This window comes from Comamonas sp. CMM03, from assembly GCF_019218715.1.
GTDB lineage: Bacteria > Pseudomonadota > Gammaproteobacteria > Burkholderiales > Burkholderiaceae_C > Comamonas > Comamonas terrigena.
Genome location: NZ_JAHUXB010000004.1, coordinates 169,687 through 193,031, shown reverse-complemented (window position 1 = coordinate 193,031; position 23,345 = coordinate 169,687). Strand labels below are relative to the sequence as shown.

The 23,345-nt window shown below is 67.0% G+C and carries 17 protein-coding genes; 2 read left to right on the top strand and 15 right to left on the bottom strand.

What is annotated here, in order from left to right; translation table 11 throughout:
- Positions 1-11 precede the first annotated feature (11 nt).
- From KW830_RS14750 to pbpC, 4 genes are all read right to left on the bottom strand, one after another.
- Positions 12-521, bottom strand: coding sequence for an OmpA family protein (locus KW830_RS14750; protein ID WP_172591773.1), 510 nt, complete (start codon positions 519-521; stop codon positions 12-14).
- A 36-nt stretch (positions 522-557) separates the two neighbouring features.
- The gene (locus KW830_RS14745; RefSeq protein WP_218333577.1) at positions 558-1,748 is read right to left on the bottom strand and encodes a sensor domain-containing diguanylate cyclase; all 1,191 of its coding nucleotides are present in this window, start codon (positions 1,746-1,748) and stop codon (positions 558-560) included.
- The gene (locus KW830_RS14740; RefSeq protein ID WP_218333576.1) at positions 1,748-2,329 is read right to left on the bottom strand and encodes a YfiR family protein; all 582 of its coding nucleotides are present in this window, start codon (positions 2,327-2,329) and stop codon (positions 1,748-1,750) included. The genes KW830_RS14745 and KW830_RS14740 overlap by 1 nt, the downstream gene beginning before the upstream one ends.
- Positions 2,330-2,466: 137 nt before the next feature.
- Positions 2,467-4,785: a penicillin-binding protein 1C gene (gene pbpC / locus KW830_RS14735; RefSeq protein ID WP_218333575.1), complete on the bottom strand. Its 2,319-nt coding sequence runs from the start codon at positions 4,783-4,785 to the stop codon at positions 2,467-2,469.
- Between the two features lie 208 nt (positions 4,786-4,993).
- Here pbpC and tenA point away from each other — a divergent pair, with 208 nt between their 5' ends.
- The gene (gene tenA, locus KW830_RS14730; RefSeq protein ID WP_066537224.1) at positions 4,994-5,665 is read left to right on the top strand and encodes a thiaminase II; all 672 of its coding nucleotides are present in this window, start codon (positions 4,994-4,996) and stop codon (positions 5,663-5,665) included.
- Positions 5,666-5,773: 108 nt separating this feature from the next.
- Here the strand turns inward: tenA and KW830_RS14725 are convergent, their stop codons facing one another.
- From KW830_RS14725 to argH, 10 genes are all read right to left on the bottom strand, one after another.
- Positions 5,774-6,634, bottom strand: a complete 861-nt coding sequence (locus KW830_RS14725) for an endonuclease/exonuclease/phosphatase family protein (RefSeq protein ID WP_218333574.1) — start codon at positions 6,632-6,634, stop codon at positions 5,774-5,776.
- 13 nt (positions 6,635-6,647) lie between these two features.
- Entirely contained in the window at positions 6,648-7,157 is a 510-nt protein-coding gene (locus KW830_RS14720) for a GNAT family N-acetyltransferase (protein ID WP_218333573.1), read from the bottom strand.
- A gap of 30 nt (positions 7,158-7,187) precedes the next feature.
- Entirely contained in the window at positions 7,188-8,021 is an 834-nt protein-coding gene (locus KW830_RS14715) for a carbohydrate ABC transporter permease (protein ID WP_066537233.1), read from the bottom strand.
- Complete coding sequence (locus KW830_RS14710; protein ID WP_218333572.1) at positions 8,018-8,914, bottom strand: carbohydrate ABC transporter permease; 897 nt, start codon at positions 8,912-8,914, stop codon at positions 8,018-8,020. Before KW830_RS14710 ends, KW830_RS14715 begins: the two co-directional genes overlap by 4 nt.
- Before the next feature lie 152 nt (positions 8,915-9,066).
- Positions 9,067-10,362 carry an ABC transporter substrate-binding protein gene (locus KW830_RS14705; RefSeq protein WP_218333571.1) on the bottom strand — a complete coding sequence of 432 codons (1,296 nt, stop codon included), beginning with the start codon at positions 10,360-10,362 and terminating at the stop codon, positions 9,067-9,069.
- 61 nt (positions 10,363-10,423) lie between these two features.
- On the bottom strand, positions 10,424-11,455 hold the full coding sequence (locus KW830_RS14700; protein WP_218333570.1) for an ABC transporter ATP-binding protein: 1,032 nt from the start codon (positions 11,453-11,455) through the stop codon (positions 10,424-10,426).
- A gap of 221 nt (positions 11,456-11,676) precedes the next feature.
- On the bottom strand, positions 11,677-11,979 hold the full coding sequence (locus KW830_RS14695) for a YciI-like protein (protein WP_066537251.1): 303 nt from the start codon (positions 11,977-11,979) through the stop codon (positions 11,677-11,679).
- A gap of 149 nt (positions 11,980-12,128) precedes the next feature.
- Positions 12,129-18,041, bottom strand: a complete 5,913-nt coding sequence (locus KW830_RS14690; protein ID WP_218333799.1) for an alpha-2-macroglobulin — start codon at positions 18,039-18,041, stop codon at positions 12,129-12,131.
- A gap of 222 nt (positions 18,042-18,263) precedes the next feature.
- Positions 18,264-19,301: a Bug family tripartite tricarboxylate transporter substrate binding protein gene (locus KW830_RS14685; RefSeq protein WP_218333798.1), complete on the bottom strand. Its 1,038-nt coding sequence runs from the start codon at positions 19,299-19,301 to the stop codon at positions 18,264-18,266.
- A 199-nt stretch (positions 19,302-19,500) separates the two neighbouring features.
- Positions 19,501-20,958 (bottom strand): argininosuccinate lyase, encoded by a 1,458-nt coding sequence (gene argH / locus KW830_RS14680; RefSeq protein WP_218333569.1) that lies wholly within the window; start codon positions 20,956-20,958, stop codon positions 19,501-19,503.
- Positions 20,959-21,546: 588 nt separating this feature from the next.
- Between argH and KW830_RS14675 the strand changes: the two genes are divergently transcribed.
- The gene (locus tag KW830_RS14675; RefSeq protein ID WP_192334208.1) at positions 21,547-22,335 is read left to right on the top strand and encodes a LytTR family DNA-binding domain-containing protein; all 789 of its coding nucleotides are present in this window, start codon (positions 21,547-21,549) and stop codon (positions 22,333-22,335) included.
- Positions 22,336-22,442: 107 nt separating this feature from the next.
- Here the strand turns inward: KW830_RS14675 and KW830_RS14670 are convergent, their stop codons facing one another.
- A complete protein-coding gene (locus tag KW830_RS14670) occupies positions 22,443-23,279 on the bottom strand; it encodes a ZIP family metal transporter (protein WP_218333568.1) in 837 nt (278 codons plus the stop codon).
- Positions 23,280-23,345 lie beyond the last annotated feature (66 nt).

Sequence of the window (23,345 nt, the reverse complement as noted above, 5' to 3'; positions counted from 1 at the left end):
CAGCTATTCGCTCACGGCCCCACAGGGGCCGGGATGATGATGGCCACGCGCCGGTTCTCCCGCCGCGCATCCTGCCCTTGGGCCATGGGCAGGGGCTTGCTGTTGCCCCAACCCCGGGTGCTGATCTGCAAAGGGTCCATGCCGGCACGCACCAGCTGCTCCGCCACCCGCTGTGCACGGCGCTCCGACAGTTGCTGGTTGTACAGCACCGGACCGGTATCGTCGGTATGCCCTTCCACCCGCACGCTCTGGATACCGACGCGCTTGAGATCCTGGGCCAGCTGGTTCACGTAATCGGCCTGCTGGCTGCCAAGCTGGTCGGTGTCCACCGCAAACAACAGCTTGCTCGGCATCATCAGGGCCCAGCTGCCTCCCTGGTCCTCGAATCCGTGGGAGCGCAGCACCTGCACCTGCTCGGGCGACAGCCCCGGCGCGGCCGGCTGCTGCACCGGGCTCTGGCACGCCGCCAGACCTATCGCCAGCCAGCAGGCGGCACTCCACTTCCATAACAAACGTCCCATACTCCCTTCCTCCATTTCCTGTTGCGTTCCACGCGGCTACGCACCGGCGCGGAAGTGCTGTTTGGCGGCATACATGGCGCCGTCGGCGGCGGCCATCAGCGCCTCCATGGTCTGCCCGTCTTCCGGGAACAGCGCCATCCCGATGCTGACCGAGGGCTGGAGCACCACGCCCCCGTCCGCCACCAGCGGGGCCTGCACCGCCTCCTGTATCTTGCGTGCCACCTGCTGCACCGCCTCCCGCGAATGCGGCTCCAGCAGCAGCACCACGAATTCATCGCCTCCCAGCCGTGCCACCAGATCAGCATCCCGCACCTGCCTCTGTGTGCGCTGGGCCACCGCCTTCAGCAGCAGGTCTCCCATGGCATGGCCATGGTTGTCGTTCACCGCCTTGAAGTGGTTCAGGTCCAGAAACAGCAATGCCAGCCGCCCATGGGTCTGCGCGGCCTGGCGCAATGCCACCATCAGCCGCAGCTCGAAGTACACGCGGTTGAACACGCCCGTCAGCCCATCGTGGTAGGCCTTGTGCTCCAGCACCAGGTTTTCCTGCTGCAGGTGCAGCTGGCGGGCCTCCAGCTCGTCCAACAAGGCGTTGAAGTGCTCCCCCAGTTCCCGCAGCTCGTCAATGTCCGCCAGCGGTACGCGCTGGCCCATGGCACGCTCGCGGTGCACGGCACGTGCCACCCGCCCCAGCTCCTGCAGCGGCTTGACGATGCTGCGGTGGATACGGCGCGACACGATATGCCCCACCACCACGCTGGCCGCCATGCACACCATCAGCGCCAGGCCGCCCCACAGCAGAAATGCCAGCATGCGCTGGCCGTTGCTGCTGAGCTCGACCCGGCCAATCACCACCCCATTGGCCCGCACCTCCTGCGCTGCCACTTTCAGCCCCAGCACGCGTGCCAGCTGGTGACCGCAGTTGCAGGGCAGCCAGTTGGGCGCCATCCACTGGGCAAAGACATTGCCCCGCGCGTCCCAGACCGTGGCTTCGGCCACGCCTTCGTCGCGCACCATCCGGGCCAGCGATTCCGCGGCATCCAGCTTGTCGCCGAACACCAGGGCCGGCTCCACGTTGTAGACCAGCGAGCGGGCCATCAGCTCCAGGTTATCCTGGGTGTTGGCCCGCAGTGCCGTCAGCCCGGCCGCCAGCAGCAGCACGCTGGCCACGGCCACGGCCGTCAGGGCAATGCGGGTGTGGGTGCGGCGCAGGGCCTGACGCAAATGCATCAGCTGCCCTCCTTGCGGCGGGCCAGCCCCAGCACCCGGGGATTCACGCGCACGCCACTGCGGGCCATGGAATCCAGGTTCAGCTCGAAGCTGACGCCCTGCGGCGTGATGTCCAGACAGAACATGCCGCCCGTGGCGCAGTCGGCCGCCACCTCGCTGATCGTGAGCAGCGGCTGGCCTGCAGGCCAGGCCGCCATCAGCCGCTGCCACTGGCCGGGGCGCAGAGGGCCGGCATACACCGCATGGCAGGCGTTCAGGGGCTGTGCATCGTCCGGGCTGATGCGCCGGGTCTGCAGCCTGCGCCCGCCCGGCAGTTCCGTGCCAGCCAGCAGCACCTGAGCGTGGGCGGTTTCCCCCACCAGGCACAGCTGCACAGGGGATGGATCACCGGGCCAGCGCGTATAGCCCAGCACCCCCCAGACCGTTTGCGCCACCGCAGCGGACACCGAGGCCGCCGGCACAGTCATGCCCCGGGTATTGCCCTCCTGCGCCCCTGCAGCCACGCCGGTGCAAGCCAGCAGCGCCCCCGCCAGCAGCGGGCGCGCGGCACGCAGACGGCACGGCAAGAAGGGGGCACCCATGGTCAGGAGGAAGAAAGAGGGACAGAAAGGGGTTTACCCATTCTCCTGTCGGCCCTGCGCCGCCGCGTCGCCACTGCGCCACAAAGCGGCGCCGTTCACATTCTTTGACCCTGAACGCCGGACGAACGGTAGCCTGGCTAGCGCACGCCGGCGCCGCGCACCTCGATCTGCACGCTGTCCAGCACCCGTCCATCCGCCGCCACCAGCTCGATGCGGTGGCGCCCCGGCCAGGGGAACCACTGCGCCTGCGCGCCCTGGCCCAGCGCGCGCCGGTTGGCAGGCACGGTCTCGCCCGCCACGCGCCAGCGCCATTGCGCCGTCTCGCGTGCCTCACCCGCCCGGGCGCGCAGCTGCACACGCTGGCGGCTGGGCGGAATGTCCGGGTCCAGCGCCAGCACGCTGCCATCCACCGGCTGCAGAATGCGCCCGGCCCCCGCAGCCACTTGGCTGCCTGCGCTGCCCATCTGGAATTCCGCCTGGGCCGTGCCGGGCAGGAACCACTCCTGGCGTGCGCTCTCGGGCGGCACGCCCGTCACCGGGTCGGCCCCGTAGCGCACGGCCTGCTGCGCCACCCCCACGGGCGGCTGCGGCGGGCGGCTGGGCTGGCGGTCATGCAGATGCCCCATCACCTCGGCCCAGACCGGCGCCGCCCCGCTGGCACCGCTGACACTGTGCATGGACGCGCCGCTGGCATTGCCCACCCACACGCCCACGGTGTAGCGCGCCGACCAGCCCACCACCCAGTTGTCGCGCATGTCCTTGCTGGTACCGGTCTTCACAGCGGTCCAGAAACGCGTGGCCAGCACGCTGTCCAGGCCGAAGGTCATGGCCCGCGCATTGCGGTCGGCCAGCATGTCGCCCACAACAAAGGCGGCACCGGCATCCACGGCGCGCAGCGCTGCCGGCCGTGCGGCACTGCCCCAGGCCACCGGGGTGTAGAGCCCCTGGTTGGCCAGCGCACGGTAGGCATTGGTCAGGTCCAGCAAGGTGACTTCGCTGCTGCCCAAGGCCAGGCTGTAGCCGTAGTAGCCACCGCTTTCCGGCAGGCGCAGGCCCAGGGCCTGCAGCTGTTCGAAAAACGCATCCGGCGTGACCATCACCAGCGTGCGCACCGCCGGCACGTTCAGCGACGCCCCCAGCGCCGTGCGCGCCGAGACCCAGCCCTTGAAGCTGCGGTCGTAGTTCTGCGGGATGTACAGGCCGTTGGCCGTGCGGATCTGCGCGGCGGAATCCTCGATCAACGAAGCTGCCGTCAGGCGCTTTTCCGCTATCGCCTGGGCATAGAGAAACGGCTTGAGCGTGGAGCCGGGCTGGCGCCGCGCCAACACGCCATCCACTTCCTGGGCCTGGCTCAGGCTGCCGGAAGATCCCACCCAGGCCAGCACCTCGCCGCTGGCGTTGTCCAGCACCACCACGGCGCCGTCTTCCACATTGCGGCCGGACAGCTCCAGCAGATGCTGCTTGAGGCTTTGCAGCGCCACCCGCTGCACATCGGCGCGCAGGCTGGTGCGCACCGCAGCCGCCTTGCGGCTGTCCGGCACCCGCTGCAGCCACTGGCGTGCAAAGTGGGGCGCCTCGCCTTCGCTGGCCGGCCAGCGCCGCTGCTGCAGGATCTGGCTAACCTGCCATTCCAGCACCTCACAGCGGACCGCCTCGACGGGGTGCTCGCCCTGATCCGGACTTGGGTTCTGGCTGTTTTTCTGGCGTGGACGGCTGGCGGACGACTGTGCCTGCAGCATGTCGCCCCATACCCCGCAGGCACGCTGGGCCACGCGCTGGGCGCTGGCATTGGGCGCGCGCACCAGGGCAGCGGCAATGGCTGCTTCCTGCATGTCCAGCCCGTGCGGGGCCTTGCCGAACAGGCTGCGCGACAACGCATCGATGCCCACGATCTCGCCGCGAAACGGCACCAGATTCAGGTAGGCCTCCAGAATCTGGTCCTTGCGCCAGCTGCGTTCCAGCCGCTGCGCGGCCACGGCCTGGCCCAGCTTCTGGGTCACGCTGCGACCGCCGCCGCTTTGGCGCCAGTCCTCGTCCAGCAGACCGGCAAGCTGCATGGTGATGGTGCTGGCCCCGCGCGTGCGGCTGTTCCACAGATTGCCCCAAGCAGCGGCCGTGACAGCCGCCCAGTCCACACCGCTGTGGGCATAGAAACGCTGGTCTTCACTCAGCACCAGGGCCATGCGCAGTGCGGGAGAGATGTCGGCCAGCGGCGTCCAGTTTCCGCGCCGGGCCGCGCTGTCGGTGCGCAGGCGCTGCAGCGGCTCTCCGTCGCGCGAGAGGATCCAGGTCTCCGACGGGCGAAAGTCCGCGCGCACCTCGGTGTAGCTGGGCAGGGCCCAGGCGTGGCCGGCCAGGCTGCCGGCCAGGCACAGCCAGGCCGTGCGCGCAAGCAGACGCCGGGGCAGAAAGGACAACGACAAAGAAGCACGCACAACAGCTGACACAGACCACATCCACAAAGAATCCAGCCGTGGTTGTAGCAGAGCGGCGGCAGCGCAGCCGCTTCGTTCCCCGCGGACCGCCTGCACCACACCCCGCGGCGCGGCACAAAGCCCGCCGGCCATGCCGGCCTATCCCGGTGTTTGCCTGCACCATGGGCGATGATCGGCGCTTTCGCGCGCCCCCTGCGGCGGTGCGCCTGGCTACCGGAGAAACCACCACATGAGCACACCCTGCTTCACCGATGCTGCCTGGCAGCGCAATCTGCCCTTGTTCAACGCCACGCTGGCCCTGCCCTTCAACCGCGAACTGGCCGCCGGCACCTTGAGCCGCGAGCGCTTTCAGCATTACATGATCCAGGATGCGCACTACCTGGTGGCCTTTGGCCGCAGCCTGGCCGTGGCTGCCGCCAAGGCCGATGATGCCGACGGCGTGGTGCAGTTCGCCAAGGCGGCCGAAGAGGCCGTGGTCGTGGAACGCGCGCTGCATGACGGCTTCATGCGCGAATACGCGGTCAGCGCCGCGCAGTTCGAGGCCACACCGCTGTCCCCGGTCTGCCACCACTATGTGCACTACCTGCAGTCCATGGGCTGGAGCCGCAGCTACCCGGTGGCGCTGGCCGCACTGCTGCCCTGCTTCTGGATCTATGCCGAAGTGGGCCGCGCCATCCTGGCCGAAGCCCGGCCGAACAATCCCTACCAGAGCTGGGTCGATACCTACGCCGGTGACGAATTCCACGCCCTGGTGGCCCGTGTGCGTGCCACCATCGACCAGCTGGCCGCCCAGGCCGATGCCCGCACGCTGGAAGCCATGCACCAGGCCTACACCGATGCGGCGCGACTGGAATGGATGTTCTGGGACAGTGCCTACCGCCTGGGCCAGTGGCCCTGCTGACGCAGCAGCACCCGCTGTACCGAAGGTCTCAATCTGCCAGGCCCACTGTCCCCTGCCCGGTAGGCTGGCAACCCGGTGTGCCTTCTCAGGCGCCCTGGGGCGTGGCGTTCAGCCCAGCGCGGTGCACACCGGCTGGTGGTCCGAAAACCGGGTGACACTGTCCGTGCGCCAGCCGCGCACGGCCTCGCGCAGGCTGTCGCTGACCAGCACAAAATCGCAGGCCCCCGGCTCCGGCCCCCAGGTCCGGTCGAACAGGCGAAACGTGTCAGGCTGCTGGTCGCCCGGGTGCAGCAGCGACCAGCTGTCGTGGAAAGCGGCTTCGCCCGGGGCCGCCGCCGCCACCAGTTGGGCATATTCCGCCTCGTGCGGCTCCAGATTGAAGTCGCCGCACAGCACGGCATGCGGCGTATGCACCGGCGTGGCGTAAGGCGTGGCCGCCCCGGCCGTGCCGGGAAGCGCCGCACACTGTGCCAGGGCCTCGGCATGCAGGCGGCGCAGTGCCTGCACCTGGTCGCGGCGCTGGTGGGCGCTGTGGTATTCCAGGTGCGTGGTCATCACCCGCACCAGGCCCAGCGCAGGGTCGCGCACCGTCACCACCAGACAGCCGCGCGGCATGCTGACCACGCCGGCTTCGGCCCGCCATGGCAGGCGGTGCTGCGCCACTTCGGCCACCGGCAGGCGCGTGGCCACCAGATTGCCAAAGGCCCGGTACCGACCCTGGGCATCAAAGCCCTCGGTGGTGGCGGCAAAGCACAGCTGCCACCCCGGCAGCAGCGCACGCAGCTGCGCCACCTGGTCGCCCGGCGCACCCTGCAAGCCATCGTGGCCCACCGCCACCTCCTGCAGGCACAGCACGTCCAGAGCGCCGTGGTCGGCTCCCATCGACAGCGCGTGCTGCACGATCCGCTGCGGACTGACCACGCCGTCCAGCCCGCAGCACCATTGCACATTCCACGTCAGGATCTGCATTGCCAAGACTTTCTCAAGCCAGCGGCTTGACCATGTTGAACCATTGCGCGCCCGCATGGGCCGATGCCGACGGACCTTCGTTGGCATAGCCTAGCGCTTCGTAGTACGGCACCCGGTCCTGCAGGCAGGTGAGCGTGACGGTTTCGCGCTGTGCGGCGCGGGCCACGGCTTCCAGCTGTGCCAGCAGCCTGCGGCCCAGGCCCAGTCGGCGGCAGGCCGGATCCACCGCCAGCCCCAGCACCGTCTGGTGCCCGCCGGTGGCCGGGTTGGCCCCCAGCTCACGAAACAGACCATCGCGGATATAGCGCTCGTTCACCACCGGGCCGTTGACCAGACCCACCACCCGGCCATCCAGTGCGGCCACCCAGAAACTGTCGGGGATGCATTGCAGGCGCTGCGCAAAGGCGGCGGCGGTGGCCGCCTCCTGCGGCGTGAAGCAGGCGTTTTCGATGGCGATCAACCGGGGCAGATCCACGGGCGTGGCCTGGCGCAAGACCAGGCCGGATACAGCGTTCTCAGACATGGTCCGATTGTGCGCGCAGCAACCGTCGCCTCACTTGATGCCGGCGCGCATGAAGCTCTGCACAAACTGGCGCTGGAACAGGATGAAGCCCACCAGCAGCGGTGCCGAAGTCATCAGGGTCGCGGCGGTGATGGTGGACCAGTCCACGCCCTGCTCCACGCTGGAGAACACCTGCAGCCCCACCGTCAGCGGGCGCGATTCCACGCTGTTGGTGATGATCAGCGGCCACAGGAAGTTGTTCCAGTGGAAACTGACCGACACCAGTGCGAAGGCGGTGTAGACCGGCTTGGCCAGGGGCACATAGACGCGCCACAGAATCTGCAGGGTGCTGGCACCTTCCACGCGTGCCGCCTCGTCCAGCTCCTTGGGAATGCCCATGAAGGTCTGGCGCAGCAGGAAGATGGCAAAGGCCGATGCGAAGTACGGCAGGCCGATGGCCAGCAGCGTATCGACCAGGCCCAGCCTGGCCATGGTCTGGTAGTTTTCCACCAGCAGGATGTCCGGCATGATCATCAGCTGCACCAGCACCAGCGCAAACGCAATGTTCTTGCCCCGGAAGTCATAGCGCGCAAAGGCGAACGCCGCCAGGGTGGACAGCACCAGCTGCGCAAGCAGGATGATGGTGACGAGCAGCGTGGTGTTCAGAAAATAGCGTGCAAACGGAGCAGCCTCCCAGGCGTGGCGGAAGTTCTGCAGGGTCCACGGCGCTGTCAGATCGAAGCGGGTGGCGTATTCGCTGGGGTGGAAAGCCGTCCACACCGCATAGGCCAGCGGCAGGATCCAGCACAGGGCCAGCAGCCAGGCGGCCAGCGTGTCGAACCAGGTGTGGCGGTAGATCACCGCAGGTGCGTGGGTGCGGTTCATTTGTAGTGCACCTTCTTGTCCAGCACAAAGAACTGGAACAGCGCCACGCCGGCCAGCACCACGACCAACACCACCGTGATGGCGGCCGCATAGGCCGTATCCCAGAATTTGAAGCCCACCTCGTACAGGTGGTACAGCAGCAAGGTGGTGGCGTTGTCCGGCCCGCCGCGGGTGAGGATGAACACATGGTCCACCAGGCGGAAGGCGTTGATGACGGCGTTGACCAGCACGAACAGGGTGGTGGGCATCAGCAGCGGCCACTGCACGCGGCGGAAGAAATACCAGCGCGAGGCACCTTCGATGGCCGCCGCTTCCTTGAGGCTGGGATTCAGCGTCTGCAGCGCCGCCAGATAGAAGATCATGAAGAAGCCGGCTTCCTTCCACACGGCCACCAGGGTGATGGCGCCCAGTGCGGTCGAGGGACTGCCCAGCCAGTTGTGCGACGGCAGCCCCAGGGCGCCCGTCACCTGCTCCAGCAGGCCGTACTGCGGCGTGTAGAAGAACAGCCAGATGTTGGCCACAGCAATCATGGGCAGCACCGTGGGCGTGAAATAGGCCATGCGGATGAAGGTGCGGCCCGTAATGCGTTCGTTGACCCACACCGCCATCAGCAGCGCCAGGCCGATTGATGCCGGAATGGTGGCCGCCGCAAACCACAGGTTGTTGCGCACGGCCTGCCAGAACACCGGGTCATCCACCATGGTCTCGTAGTTCTCCAGCCCCACCCACACCGCCGCGCGCACGCCCTTGGGGGTGGAATAGAAGCTGTCGATCAAGGTGGCCACGGCCGGCCAGTGGGTGAACGTGACCAGCAACACCAGCGCAGGCAGCAGCAGCAACCAGGCATGGATGCTGCGCTGACCGGACCCGGCGATGGAAGAAGAAGCACTCATTCCCGAAATTTCTCTGTTTGCAATCCCGCATCACCACCACGCCGGGTGGCAGTGCCTGTCCGAAGACATGGCGCCCGAATGGGCTGCCGCAGTGCGGCCGACCATCCGGGCCAAGGCATCCCAGGCCTTGTCAGGCCTGGCGGTGACACCGCTTACTTGTACGAACGCAGAATGCGATCGGCTTCCTTCTGCGCATCCTTCATGGCCTGTGCCGAAGTCTTGGTGCCGTTCAGCGCCGCCTGCACCGCATCGTTGAGCACCTTGGTCACACGCTGGTTGTCGTGGGTGGAGAACTCCGCCACCGACACCGGCAGCTGGTCACGTGCCACCAGGGCCTGGGGGAAATCCTGGCCGTATTTCTTCAGCGTGGGGGTGTCGTACGCGGCCGCCGAGACAGCCACATAGCCGCTGTCCATGCTCCACTGGGCCGCACGCTCGGGCTGGGTCACCCACTTGGCGAACTCGAACGCCGCCTGCTGCTGCTCCTTGGGCGCCTTCTTAAAGATGTAGAAGTTGCCGCCCCCGGTGGGCGAGCCCTTGCGCACATTGCCCGCGATCTGGCCCACGCCAAAGTCGAACTTGGCATTGGCCTTCAGATTGGTCAGATTGCCGGTGGTGGTGACGATGATGGCGGCCTTCTTTTCCATGAAATCCTTGGGGGTCGTGCCCCACTCCACCACGCCCTTGGGGTGCACGCCGTCCTTGGTCAGGTTGACCCAGAAGTCCAGCGCCTCGATCACCTTGGGGTGGTCGAACGTGACCTTGGTGCCGCCCTCATTGGCCAGCAGCACGCCATTGGGCGTGGTCAGCGTCTGCAGCATCCAGTAGGCAAAGCCGGTCGACGGAATCTGGATGCCGTACTGCGTGACATTGCCGTTGGCATCTTTCTTGGTCAGCTTCTTGGCCGCTTCGCTCAGCTCCTTCCAGGTTGCGGGGGCCTTGCTCGGGTCGAGGCCGGCTTCCTTGAACGCTTCCTTGTTGTAGTACATCACCACGGTGGAGCGCTGGAACGGCACCCCCCAGGTCTTGCCTCCGGTCTGGCTGTTGGCCATGAATGCGGGGTAGAAGCCCTTGAGCCAGGCCTTGTCGGCATCGGTCTTCACAAAGTCGTCGATGGGGGCGATGGCGTCTTCGTCGATCAGCGTGAACATGTCGGTGGACAGCAGCACCGACGTGGCCGGTGCCTTGCCCGACTTGTTGGCCGTCAGCGCCTTGACGATGGTCTCCTGGTAGGTGCCCGCGTAGATGGGCGTGACCTTGTACTGCGGGTGGGCCTTGTTGAAGTCGGCGGCGTAACCGTCGATCACCTTGGTGATGGGGCCGCCCACGGCCACGGGGTAGTAGAACGGCACTTCCAGCGGCTCGGCGGCCTGGGCGGTGGGTGCGCTCAGGCCCAGCATGGCGGCCGTGGTGGCCAGAATGGATTTCAAGAAGGTGCTGCGTTGCATGGAAACTCCTGGTGCGCCAAAGCGCGATTCAAACAAAAGAAAGGGAGAGCGGAAACCGAGGTCAGCCGCAGGCGATGCGCTGGCCCTGGACGTCAAAGAAATGCATATCCTGGGGCTGCCAGGCCAGGTGTGCGGCAGCGCCCACCGCTGCCTGCTGGTGGCCGGGGGCACGCACCATAATCGGTTCGCTGCCAATCGCACAGCGCAGCACCACGTCGGCCCCCAGGTATTCCTGGCCGGTCACGCCGGCCGGCACCCCGGCGGCATCGGCCCAGTGCACCGCCTCGGGCCGCAGGCCCAGCCAGGCGGCACCCGCCGGGGCGGGCAGGCGCACCTCGCTGCCGGCGATGGCGCCGTCCTGCAGCCGAAGCAGGTTCATCGCCGGCGTGCCGATGAAGCGCGCCGCAAACGTGGTCGCAGGCTGTGCATACAGGGTGCGCGGTGCCGCGCACTGCTCGACCTTGCCCTCGTGCAGCAGCACCACCTGGTCGGCCATGCTCATGGCTTCGGCCTGGTCGTGCGTCACGTACACCACCGTCAGGCCCAGGCGCTGCTGCAGTTCGCGCAGCTCCGCGCGCATTTCCTGGCGCAACTGGGCGTCCAGGTTGGACAACGGTTCGTCCATCAGACACACATGGGCCTGGGCCACCAGGGCGCGGCCCAGCGCCACGCGCTGCTGCTGACCGCCCGAGAGCTGACCCGGCTTGCGGTCCAGCAGCTGCGACAGTCCCAGCAGGTCGGCTGCTTCCTTCAAACGCTGGTCGGCCTCGGCCTTGGGCACCTTGCGCACCGACAGGCCGAAGCCGATGTTCTCCGCCACGCTCAGGTGCGGAAACAGCGCATAGTTCTGGAACACCATGGCGATGCCGCGGGCGGCTGGCGGCAGGTCGGTCACGTCCTTGCCGCCGATCTTCACCCGCCCAGAGGTGGCGGACTCCAGGCCCGCAATGATGCGCAAGGTGGTGGATTTGCCGCAGCCCGAAGGGCCGAGCAGCACACAGAACGATCCCGCAGGAATCTGCAGATCCATCGCCCGCAGCGCCGTGGTGTCTCCCCACGATTTGGCGATGGCTTCCAGTTGAATGGTTGACATGCACCCAGTCTAGAAACGACTTGTGTCAACGTCATGACGGGATAAACCCCCTGTTGTCGATGGCTGGCATGACAGCGTCATGACACCCCGACACCGCCTGCGCCATTGGGCGGCTTCCCCGGGCACGGCACAGGGGACATCTGGGAAGGCACAGCGCCTGGGCGCATGCCTCGGCGCATCCTGTTGCTGCAGCCGCCCGTCACGGCCGCGGCATGCAGGGCTTAGTCCGGACGGATGGGCGTCTTGGCGTCCTTGCCCACCACCGTGGTCCAGGGCTTGATCACATGGCGGGCCACCAGGCCGTTCACGTAGTAGGGGTCGCCCTGCACAAAGGCCTCAATGGGCGCCGCACTGTCGCAGTCGAAGACAAACACCGCGCTGTCCGGCGGATCGCCGGCGGCGCCGGCCAGCAGCAGCTCGCCCCGCTCCTGTGCCTGCCAAGCCTTGGCAATGTGCGCATTGCGGTAAGTGCCACGGCGCTCCAGGTAGTCAGCGGTGTATTCGTAGGTCAGCAGGTAGTGCATGGAAAGTCTCCTCCAGAAGTGCAGGCAGGCCACGCCAGCCAGGTGGCCCAATAAAAAAGCGCCGCACCCGAAAAATCGCAGTGCGGCGCCGGCCGGTTGATTGTCCACGCAGCGGGCATCTGCCGACACCTGCTGCGCAGACTGCGTGCTCAGGGCTTGCCCTGAAGCACCTGCATGCTGGCGTTGGGTGCTTCGCCAAACACCTCCGGGGCATACAGCGCCTCGGCCCGGGTGGGCGGCAGGGCGAAGGTGCCCGCGTTGTTCAGGCGCATGGTGTACTCCACCACCGACTTGCCCTTGGGCAGGTAGGCGTAGTAGGCACGGAAGGCGTTGTGCGCCCGTTCCTCGTACGCCGGCCAGGCCCCTTCCGGCGCCTTCTGGTCCCGCACCGCCACTTCGGAGTCACGGCCCAGGCCGCTGCCCAGGATCGTGGCCCCGCCGGGGATGGGGTCGCTCAGCGCCACCCAGGTCATGTCGGCGCCGGCCTCCACCTCCAGCCGCACCCGCAGCACATCGCCGCGCTGGTACTTGCCAGCGGCAACGCCTTCGGCCTGCTGCACCGGGGTGATGGTCTTGCGCACCGCATAGCCGGCATTGAAGGCCTCCTTGCGCGGCACCGCAGCCAGCGACTGCAGCGTGACCCAGGGCTTGCCTGCACCGTGGTGGGTGATGCGCAGCTCACCCGAACGGCGCTCGCCCCAGGGCATGAAGATGCGCTGCGGCGTCTGCGGGTCTTGCTGCACCGCACCAGCCAGTGCGGCCGTCAGGGACTCCAGCGCTGCGCCGTCCTGTGCGCCGGCTTCCGGCTTGGGCAGGGGCTTCACATCCTTCCAGTCGACATTCACCGACTGCGCGCCCAGCACCGTGGTGGTGGTGCCGGCCACGGGCGTGTTCTCGAACTTGCGCGAGAACTGGCGCAGCGCCAGCCCGCCCCAGACGTTGGCCGTGGTGGTGGACCAGGCGCCGCCCTTCTGGCGTGCCAGCAGACCGGCCACCATGCGTGGCACTTCCGAAGCCCAGCTGGCATCGCCCATGGTGGCCAGCAGCAGACGGGCCGCATTGCTGTCCGTATCCTGCATCAGCCACCACCAGCGGTCCTGGTCCTCGGTGCTGAAGGCCAGTTGGCTGCCGTGGTAGCTCAGGCGGTTGCGCAGCTGCTGCTGCGCCTCGGCCAGGCGCTCCTCACGCTGGGGCACATCCGGCAGTTTCTGCAGCACCGTGATCCAGTCGATCAGCGTGTGTGTGGGCCACTGCACAGGGGTGATGTCGATGCTGCCCAGCATGCGCGCCTGGGCCTTGCCGCCGCGCGCCAGCGCGGCGATGGCGGCCAGCTTGCGCTCCTGCAGATCCTGGCGCGGGCTCCAGAACTTGCGTTGCAGACGGCCTTCCACAAAGGCGATCAGGCCGGACTCCATCTGCGCCCGCTGCGCCGGTGGAATGGCGAACGCCGGGTCCAGCTCGGCCGCCACGCTGGCCACGGCCAGCAGGTGGGCCGTCAAGGTGTCACTGCCCTGGGCGCGCTGACCGTCCTGCACCGGGAAGTACAGGGCCAGTCCGTCACCGTCCAGGTAGGTGGGCAGGCTGTCCATGGTGCTGCGCCACAGATCGGCATTCTTCAGGCCGATGGCACGGCTGCTGGTCTGCTCCAGGCAGCTATACGGGTAGCGTTCCCACCAGGCGCGCACGCCGGGCAGGCCATCCGGTCCGCCCGCCAGCTGCGCACTGAAGTCCAGGCGCATGCCGCCGCGGCCCGGCACGGCATTGGCCGGCAGGCTGACCTGCTGGCTCCACGGGCCGTCCAACTGCTGCAGCACCGATTGCTGCACCGCCAGCGGCACGGCAGCTTCCACGCGCTGGCTGATCTTGAGCGTATCGCTGGCGCCGCTGGTCTTGTCCTTGGCCGCCACCTCCCACATCAGCTGCTGGGTACGGGTCTGGCCCAGTGCGGCCGGCACGGTCACGTCCCAGGCCACTTCGCGCGAGGCGCCGGCCGGAATCTCCACCGTCTGGGGCTTCAGATCCAGCCAGGTGGCGCGCGGCGACAGTTCCACCTGCATCGCCGCCTTGGTGGTGTTGCGCAGCGTGAGCTGGGCACGGAACTGGTCGCCTTCGCGCACCAGCGGCGGCAGACCGCTGACGATCTGGAGATCCTGCGTGGTGCGGATGGAGGCTTCGCCCGTACCGAACCACTGCACGCCGTCATCGGCCACGGCGGCAATGCGGAAAGCCGTGAGCGCATCGTTGAGCGGCACATTCACCGTGGCCTTGCCGTTGGCGTCCAGCACCACGCGCGGGTTCCACAGCAGCAGCGTGTCCAGCAGCTCGCGGGTGGGTGCACGCCCACCGCCGCCGCCGGCCGGCACGGCCTTGCGGCCATAGTGGCGCCGGCCGATGATTTCCATCTGCGCCGTCGCTGTCTGCACGCCCCAGCTGCGGCGTTGCCACAGCGCATCGCGCAGCTGCCAGCTGGTGTTGGGCATCAGCTCCAGCAGCGCCTGGTCCACCGCGGCCAGTGCCACCTCGGCACCGGCGGCCGGCTTGCCATCGGGCTGGCGGACTTCGATGGTCACGCGGGCCGTGTCGCGGATGCGGTAGCTGGATTTTTCCGGCGTCACCGTCACCTGCAGCGTCTGCCCCTTCTGGCCCACCTGCAGCTCGGCCATGCCCAGCCGGTATGCCGGCTTGGACAGGTCCACCAGTGCCGTGGGCGCCGCGTACTGCTTGCCGTCATGCCAGAAGGCCTGCCACCAGGCGCGGGGCGACTTGTAACCCCAGGTGAAGAAGCTGTACCACGGCACCTCCACCAAGCGGCCGCGCAGCGCCATCACGCTGACATACACGTTCGGGCCCCATTCCTTTTGCACTGGCACATCCACCGTCGGGTTGTCGCCGCGCAGTTCCACCACGCGGGCGTCCAGAATGCCTTCGCGCTCCACCGTCACCAGGGCCGTGGCATGGCGGAATGGCATGCGCACCTGCAGGCGGGCGGTTTCACCCGGCTCGTAGCTGCGTTTTTCCGGCAGCAGGTCCATGCGGTCGTGGTCCTGGCCACCAAACCACAGCTCGCCCTGGCGCGTGATCCACACACTGGTGGCGGCCTGCACGGGATGGCCCTTGTCGTCCTTGGCGGTGGCAATCAGCTCCACCTGGCCGGATTGCTCCAGCTTGGTGTTGCACAGCAGCAGGCCGCGGCTGTCGCTGGTGCCGCTGCAGACCTCGCCCAGGTCCTTGCTGCTTTCCTGGTTGTCGTAGGTGTAGAAACCTCCCACCATGCGCTTGCGCGCCGAAGTGGTGGTGTGCAGCATGGCCTTGACCGACAGTGCCACGCCCGCCTTGGGCTGGCCGTCCAGCCCCAGCGCCAGCGCCTGGAACCGCACCTGCTGGCCGGCTGCGGCCCAGCCTTCGGCGCGCACGCCCACCGCCACGGCCGAAGGCCACAGCGGGTGGGTGCTGCGCAGGGTCTGGATTTCTCCGCTGGGGTCGGCATAGGTGGCTTCCAGCACCAGGTCCTGCGGCTGCTCGGACGGCGGCAGTGCGTCGATCACCACCTGCCCCTGGCCCTTGGCATCCAGCTTCAGGGCGGCACGGTCCAGCACGATGCGGTTGCTCTCGCGCGGCGCCTCATCGTCCAGCCCTTCGCCCTGCTCGCTGCGCTGCGACTGCGGCGGACCAAAGCTGTAATCGTCCCAGCCCTTGAAGCTGGTCGAACGCGAACGCACCATGGCTGTCACCTGCACCGGCAGGTTGGCTGCGGCGCCGCCGTTCACATAATCCAGGCGCACGGCCACCGCCAGCTTGCCCGGGCGCACCAGTGGCCCCTTGTCCGCCGGGACCACCTGGCCTTGCAGCACCGGCAGGCGGAAGGCTTCCACGCGGAAGCTGCCGGACTGCAGGCTGCGGCCCCCCGGCAGGCGCAGTTCCACGTCGTACTGGCCCAGCTTGGCGGCGCGCGGCACGGCAAAGCTGGCTTCCGCACTCTTGCCCCCGGTCGCCGTGGTGCGCCACTGCAGCGCCTGCTGGAACTGCTGGCCGCTGCCAATGTGGGTGATGATGGCTTCCTGCGGCCACTGCTGCGGCAGGCCCAGGCCGGTCAGCGTCTGCTGGCGCAGGAAATGCTTCATGGACACGGTTTCACCGGCGCGCACCAGCATGCGGTCCATCACCGTGTGGGCCACAAGCTGGCTTTCGCCAGACCAGGCCACGGGCACATTGAAGCGCCAGGGCTCGATCCCCTTTTGCCAGTCGCTCCAGGTGAAAGCCATATCGGCCACGCCGGCCTGCGTGGCGCGGGCGCTCACAAAATAGGAGCCACTGTTGCGACCCGTGCGGCAGCGCGGCGCTTCACCGGCCAGTTCCGGCAGGCGCAGCACGCCCTGGGCATCGGTTTCCCCCTGGGTCACCGGCTTGCCTGCGCAATCCGACACCTGCACCTGGGCCCCGGCCACCGGCTTGCCCTTGTCCAGCGAGGTCACCCAGACCATGGAGCCTTCGTGCCCCAGCTTGAAGTGCACCGCCAGGTTGGTGACCAGTGCGGCGGTGCGCACATACATCTTGCGCTGCGCACCATAGCGCTCATCCAGCAAGGCCGCGCCCAGGCGGGGCGAAGCGATTTCCACCACATGGAAACCCGGCTGCAGCGGAATGCCCACCACCTCGAACGGGCGCGGGTCGTCCTTGCTGCCGGCCGGCAGCTGCATCTGCTGCACGCCGTCCCGCCCCTGCAGCAGCGACAGCTGGCGCGTGGCCACATAGTTCTGGTTGTCCGGGTCGATCACCGGCGGCAGGGTCTTCACGTCCTTGCGGGCCTCGGTACGGGACACGCTGTTCTCGTGGTAGTTCTGCACCTTGTCGAGCCAGCGGATGATGTCGGCATCGCTTTGCAGCTGCAGGGTGCTGACCTGGGAATTGGCGCTGGCCTCCACCTTGCGCAGGGTCACCGGCAGCAGCGCCGGCCCGTCCGGACCTTCGGCAAAGCGCTCGACAATGCCGAACGGCGCCGCGGAGAACTTGGCCAGCGGCGGGGTGTCGCCGGTCTTGATCGCCAGCGGGAACATCGCGGCGTTGCGCAGCGGCCGGCCGGCATCGTCCTTCAGGTCCTTGGGCAGTTCCAGCTGATAGCCGGTCAGGGGCTTGAGACCCCCTTCAAAGCGCAGCTCACGCACGTCGCCGCTGCCCTCGTCCAGCACGGGCTTGAGGTTGCCGCCACCGCCCACCAGGCGGATCTCCTGCGCCTTGCTGCGCGGCACGGGAGCGCTGAACTGCAGGTAGACCGGGCGGATCGGCAGGCAGCCGGCCTGTGCGTTTTCGCGCTCGCAGCGCATTTCGGCCGCAAAGGCCTCGCGCACCGTGAAGTCAAAACGTTTTTCCTCCCGGTTGGCCACGCCTTGCGGGCCGGCGACGCCCTTGCCATACACCAGTTGCACGGCGGTGCCGGCCGTCAGGCGCCGGTTGCAGGCCAGCACGGCGAACTCGTCCGGTGATTTTTTCAGCAGCTCCTGGTCCCAGACCTGGGTCTTGAGCACCGCGTCGCGCTCCTTGCCGCCGATCCAGCGCACCGGAATGCGTTCGCCCACGCCTTCGGCCTGGCAATAGACATGCTCCTGCAGGCTTTGCTGGGTGGCCGGGCCGCTGAGCTGCAGCAGGAAGAACTGTTCCTCATCGATGGCCACCCAGCCACGCGGCCAGATGTGGCGCACAAAAGGCCCTGCCGTTTCGAACTGGTAGCGTTTGGTGCTGGTCAGCGTGGCGCCGGACACCGCCTTGAAGGCTTTTTTCGGTGTCACCGTGCAACGGGTGCCGGGGGGCAGCGGGCTGTTCCACTGCCAGACCCACTCACGCGCATTGTTCCAGCGACCGCTGCCGCCGGGCAGCTGCTCGGGTGCGCAGCTGAAGTCCACCGGTGCAGGCCCCTCGGCCGAGCCCAGTGCCACGGCGTCGGCATCCAGCCGCACCACCAGTTGGCGAATCTCTGCCACCTGCCCTTGGGGGGTGACGTTCTGTATGTCCAATGCCCATGTCTGCCCCGCCCCCAACAAGGCAGCTGCGGCAGCCCATTTGTGCATGCGCTTCATGCGGTCTCCTCTTGCGAAGCAACGAGGGTACCAAAGGGCTGCAACTTCCCCCAGGGCGTGCAGCAGCCGTTTCAAGCTGAAACAAATCGGACAAAACGCACATGGCAGACGCCATTCGGCAGGCAGCGCCCTGGCGTGTCCTGCTTTCCGTCCAGGGAATGGCCCACGGCGGCCACCCGGCACCGGTGCGCCACAGGCACCACGAGCTGGCGCTTACTGCGGCTGAAAGCCGCTCTTGCGGATGATGGCCTTCCAGGCGGCGGTATAGGCCTGCTCACGGCGCTGCAGCTGCTGCGGGTTCATGGGCTCCACCGTCAGCCCCAGCTGTTCGAGCTGGCTGCGGATCTGCGGACGCGCTACCACCTGGGCCAGCGCCTGGGCAAAACGTTGTGTAAACGCTGCGGACGTGCCCTTGGGTGCATAGAAACCGTAGTAGGGCATGTCCTCGAAGCCCGCCAGACCCAGCTCGCCCAGGGTGGGCACCTGGGGAAACGCCTTTTGCCGGTGTGCCCCCAGCACGGCCAGCACGCGCAGCTTGCCGCTCTTGTGGTACTCGACAAAATCCTGCACCGAGCCAATGCCGGCTTCGATCTGCCGACCCAGCAGATCGCCGATCATCGGTGCGCTGCCCTTGTAGGGCGCCGCCACCAGATCCAGCTGGTAGTGCCTGGCCAGCAGCTGCACCAGAAACTCCGGGGTCGATGCCGGCGCCGGAATCCCCACCGCACTGCGCCCCTGGGCAGCATTGCGCACCCAGTCCACATACTCGGCCAGGCTGTGTGCCGGGTGCTGGCCGGACACAGCCAGGCAGTTCACGAACGAGGCAAAACCGCCGACCGGCACAAAGTCCTGTGCCGGATCAAAGCCCGGCTGGCGCACCACCTGCGGCAGGATGGAGATGGTGTGGTCGTGCGTCAGAAACACCGTCGTGCCATCGGGCTGGGCGGCCTTGAGCTGCTGGGCGGCGATCTGCCCGCCCGCGCCGGGGCGGTTGTCCACGATCACGGGCACCGCCAGCAGCTCCGACAGCGGCTCCTGCAGCAGGCGCGCAATCACGTCGCTGCCGCCACCCGGCGGAAAACCCACCAGGATGCGCAGTGGCCGGCCGCCCTTGGCCCAGACCCCGCCGGACCCGCTGGCTGCAGCCAGAACCGCGGCCTGTGCAGCGGAGTGAACCAGGAATCGGCGGCGGGAAGAGAGGGTCACAACGTGCTCCGAAGGCAGAAAAAAGAAGAAGCCATACACGGCCATCTGCGAGCGTATCGGTCGGATGCCCGAAAAAAAATCCAGAGACACCCTGTTTTGCGATGCCGCACATCTTTAATCGCGAAACCATCCTTCTGCCCCTGCGCCGATCCCATAAAAAAAGGGACGCCCAAGGCGTCCCTTTTTAATGTGCGCAGACAGGGGTCTTGCCGACCTGCCTCCCTGCGCCCAGCGCCCCGGCCTCTCAGGCCAGGCGTGCGCGGTGCTTGACCAGCTGTGCACGCACCTGGGCAGGTGCCGTGCCGCCCAGCGTGTTGCGGGCGTTGAGCGAGCCTTCCAGGCTCAGCGCCTCGAACACATCGGCTTCGATGTGCGGGTTGAAGGCCTGGAGTTCGATCAAGGGCAGCTCGGTCAGGTCCACCCCCTTCATGGAAGCCAGCTTCACCGCATGGGCCACGGTTTCGTGGGCATCGCGGAAAGGCAGGCCCTTCTTGACCAGGTAATCGGCCAGGTCGGTGGCAGTGGCATAGCCCTTCAGGGCGGCAGCACGCATGTTCTCGGCATTCACGGTGATGCCGCCTTCCTTCTTGCCGGAGGCGGGGTTGACCTGGCCGCCAATCATTTCGGCAAAGATGCGCAGCGTGTCCTTCAGCGTATCAACGGTGTCGAACAGCGGTTCCTTGTCTTCCTGGTTGTCCTTGTTGTAGGCCAGGGGCTGGCCCTTCATCAGGGTGATCAGGCCCATCAGGTGCCCGACCACACGGCCGGTCTTGCCGCGTGCCAACTCGGGCACGTCGGGGTTCTTCTTCTGGGGCATGATCGACGAGCCGGTGGTGAAGCGGTCGGCAATCTTGATGAAACCGAAGTTCTGGCTCATCCAGATGATCAGTTCTTCGGACAGACGGCTCACGTGCACCATGCACAGGCTGGCGGCGGCCGTGAACTCGATGGCGAAGTCGCGGTCGCTCACGCCGTCCAGCGAATTCTGCGACACGCCTTCCATGCCCAGCGTGCGGGCCACGCGCTCGCGGTCCAGCGGGTAGGTGGTGCCGGCCAGCGCGGCCGAGCCCAGGGGCAGCACGTTCACGCGCTTGCGCACGTCCAGCATGCGTTCGGCGTCGCGCTTGAACATTTCCACATAGGCCAGCATGTGGTGACCAAAGCTCACCGGCTGGGCCACCTGCAGGTGGGTGAAGCCGGGCAGGATTACTTCCACGTTCTGCTCGGCCACTTCCACCAGCGACAGCTGCAGCTCCTTTAGCAGGCCTTCGATCAGATCGATCTCGTCGCGCAGCCACAGGCGCACATCGGTGGCCACCTGGTCGTTGCGGCTGCGGCCGGTGTGCAGGCGCTTGCCGGCATCACCCACCAGGGCCGTCAGGCGCGCTTCGATGTTCAGGTGCACGTCTTCCAGGTCCAGCTTCCAGTCGAACTGACCGGCTTCGATCTCCGACTTGATCTGGGCCATGCCCTTCTGGATGACAGCGTAGTCGTCCTGACCGATGACACCCTGCGCAGCCAGCATTTCCGCGTGCGCCAGGCTGCCGGTGATGTCGGCCTTCCACATGCGCTTGTCAAAGAAAACGCTGGAGGTATAGCGCTTGACCAGGTCGCTCATGGGCTCGGAAAACAGGGCAGACCACGCCTGCGCCTTGGTGTCGAGTTGGTTGTGGGAGGGCTGCGCGGTGGTGTTGGAGGACATAGGCGAGGACAGATTTTCCGGAAGTTCAGGACACCCGGAAATCCGGGTGCCGCGTGTGCAAGATACGCAAATTTTATCGAGCCCGGCGGCTCCCCCGGTTTCTGCGGCCTGCGGTGACCCCACGTTGCACCGCGACACCGGCTCCGCGCTGGCGTCTGGCGCCTCTACCGCGGAGGTGGTCCGGCTGCCGTGGGGACAGCCAGAGCACCGATGCCATGGGCACCTGCTGCGCCCCGGCCCACGGAGTCTGACCCCGCGACCCGCATCAGGGTTTTCACTGGCTTTGCGGGCAGAAAACGCCGCAAAGTGTCGGGAACGGCCCGTAAATGCAGCAGAAACGTGACAGTCACAACAAAACTCTTCAGTCACGGATGCATCTTGCAAGTTACCAATACACTTTGTTTCACCCCTGTTAAACGGAGGGAGGTTGCGTAGGGTCAAGGCACGCCCCACGCGAATGTGCAAACGCGTTTTGGTACTACGGCATGACATTCAGGCGAATTTCCATGCCTGAAGTGAAGAGTCCGTCTGTCGTCACGCTGCCAGTACCTGATGTATCCGCCATATTGAGATAAGGGAGAAGGAGCTATGCACGTACTGATCGTTGATGATGAACTCTTGGCCCGTAACCGCCTGCGCGTTCTGTTGAGTGATTGCGAGGATCCCTCGGCACCGTTCCTGGTATCGGAAGCTGCCACCGCCGCCCAGGCGCTGGATGTGCTGCACCGCACCAAGGACCACCATCCCGTCGACATGATCTTCCTGGACGTGCAGATGCCCGGCCAGGACGGTCTGCGCTTTGCACAGACGCTCCGCTCCCTGCCCCGGCCGCCGGCGGTGGTGTTCATCTCGGCCCACGCCATGTACGCCGCCAATGCGTTCGAAGTGGAAGCCGTGGACTACCTGACCAAGCCGGTGCGCCCGGACCGCCTGCAGCAGGCCGTGGCCAAGGTGCGCCGCCTGTATACGCTGGAGCAGAAGGCACCGGCCACCATGTCCATGGGCAGCGCCGCCGCCCTGCTGATCCGTGACCGCGGCCGCACCGAACGTGTGCCGCTGCACCAGGTGATCTATCTGAAGGCCGAGCAGAAGTACGTCACCGTGCGCACGGCCACCCGCAGCTACATCCTGGACAACTCGCTGACCGAGCTGGAAGGCCGCTATCCCCTGCAGTTCGTGCGCATCCACCGCAACGCCCTGGTCACCCGTGAACAGATGCGCAGCCTGGAAAAGCACTACACCGAAGACGATGGCGAAGGCTGGGCGCTGCGCATGCATGCCGTGCCCGAGCTGCTGATGGTCTCGCGCCGCCAGCTGTCTGCCGTGCGGGCCATCATGAACCAGCCGCACATCCAGGTGCAGCCGGAAATGGCCTGATCCGCGCCCGCTGGCGCATCTGCATCAGCCAACGCTGGCACCGCAAGGTGGCCAGCGTTTTTTTATGGCGTGCCCCGTGCAGATGGACCTGCTTGCCTGCCGGGTGCTCAGTGTCCGCCGTGGGCCAGGTGGCTGACCACCGTGACCAGCACGATGCCCACCGCCAGCCAGACCACCTGGGCCAGCGTTTCCCGTGCGGACAGCTGTTTTTGCAGCTGCGGAATCAGGTCCGATAGCGCCACATAGACAAAGCTGCTGGACGCGATGGTCAGGAAGAACGGCAGCCAGGCTTCCAGCTGCCCCACCAGAAAGTAGCCCAGCAGACCGCCAAAGGCCGTCACGGCACCGGCCAGCGACACCTTGAGCACGGCGGCATTGCGGTTGCTGTTCAGACGCATCACCACCAGATCGCCCATGTGGTGCGGCACCTCGTGGGCCAGCACCGACACCGCGGCAATCACACCCAGCCGCATATCAGCCAGGAACGCCGAGGCAATCAGGATGCCGTCGCCAAAGCAGTGCACGCTGTCACCGGTCAGCAGCGACCAGCCTCCGCCACTGCGGTGGCTGCGCGCGTGACCATGGGCCGACGGGTGGGCATGGCCGTGGTGCGCGTGGTCGTGATGGGCATGGTCCTCCCCCTGCGCCAGCGGCGCATGGTGGTGCTCATGGCCGTGGTGCCACAACTCGGCCTTGGTCAGCAGAAAGAAGAACACCACCCCCACCAGCAGGGTCAGAAACAGGTCTTTGGCCCCGGCTTCGCTTTCGAAAGCTTCGGGCAGCAGGTGCATGAAGGCCGTAGCCAGCAGGGCACCGGCAGCCAGGCTGAGCATGCCCTGCTGGGCATTGCCGCGGCCCAGACCGGCCCTCAACAGCAGGTCGGCCACCCAGACACTGCCAATGCCGGCGGCCAATGTGGCCAGAAGAATTGCGACCAAGGTCATAGCTTTTTGCGCTTTGTGAACGGGTTGGAGCACCCGAAATGGCGGGTATTTTTATAGGTTGGCATG

Coding starts and splice junctions, on each gene's coding strand:
- KW830_RS14705 (WP_218333571.1), bottom strand. CDS start 10,362: ATGCAACGCAGCACCTTCTTGAAATCCATTCTGGCCACCACGGCCGCC.
- KW830_RS14670 (WP_218333568.1), bottom strand. CDS start 23,279: ATGACCTTGGTCGCAATTCTTCTGGCCACATTGGCCGCCGGCATTGGC.
- KW830_RS14750 (WP_172591773.1), bottom strand. CDS start 521: ATGGGACGTTTGTTATGGAAGTGGAGTGCCGCCTGCTGGCTGGCGATA.
- KW830_RS14700 (WP_218333570.1), bottom strand. CDS start 11,455: ATGTCAACCATTCAACTGGAAGCCATCGCCAAATCGTGGGGAGACACC.
- KW830_RS14690 (WP_218333799.1), bottom strand. CDS start 18,041: ATGCACAAATGGGCTGCCGCAGCTGCCTTGTTGGGGGCGGGGCAGACA.
- KW830_RS14745 (WP_218333577.1), bottom strand. CDS start 1,748: ATGCATTTGCGTCAGGCCCTGCGCCGCACCCACACCCGCATTGCCCTG.
- KW830_RS14695 (WP_066537251.1), bottom strand. CDS start 11,979: ATGCACTACCTGCTGACCTACGAATACACCGCTGACTACCTGGAGCGC.
- KW830_RS14685 (WP_218333798.1), bottom strand. CDS start 19,301: ATGGCCGTGTATGGCTTCTTCTTTTTTCTGCCTTCGGAGCACGTTGTG.
- KW830_RS14710 (WP_218333572.1), bottom strand. CDS start 8,914: ATGAGTGCTTCTTCTTCCATCGCCGGGTCCGGTCAGCGCAGCATCCAT.
- KW830_RS14715 (WP_066537233.1), bottom strand. CDS start 8,021: ATGAACCGCACCCACGCACCTGCGGTGATCTACCGCCACACCTGGTTC.
- argH (WP_218333569.1), bottom strand. CDS start 20,958: ATGTCCTCCAACACCACCGCGCAGCCCTCCCACAACCAACTCGACACC.
- KW830_RS14720 (WP_218333573.1), bottom strand. CDS start 7,157: ATGTCTGAGAACGCTGTATCCGGCCTGGTCTTGCGCCAGGCCACGCCC.
- tenA (WP_066537224.1), top strand. CDS start 4,994: ATGAGCACACCCTGCTTCACCGATGCTGCCTGGCAGCGCAATCTGCCC.
- KW830_RS14725 (WP_218333574.1), bottom strand. CDS start 6,634: ATGCAGATCCTGACGTGGAATGTGCAATGGTGCTGCGGGCTGGACGGC.
- pbpC (WP_218333575.1), bottom strand. CDS start 4,785: ATGTGGTCTGTGTCAGCTGTTGTGCGTGCTTCTTTGTCGTTGTCCTTT.
- KW830_RS14675 (WP_192334208.1), top strand. CDS start 21,547: ATGCACGTACTGATCGTTGATGATGAACTCTTGGCCCGTAACCGCCTG.
- KW830_RS14740 (WP_218333576.1), bottom strand. CDS start 2,329: ATGGGTGCCCCCTTCTTGCCGTGCCGTCTGCGTGCCGCGCGCCCGCTG.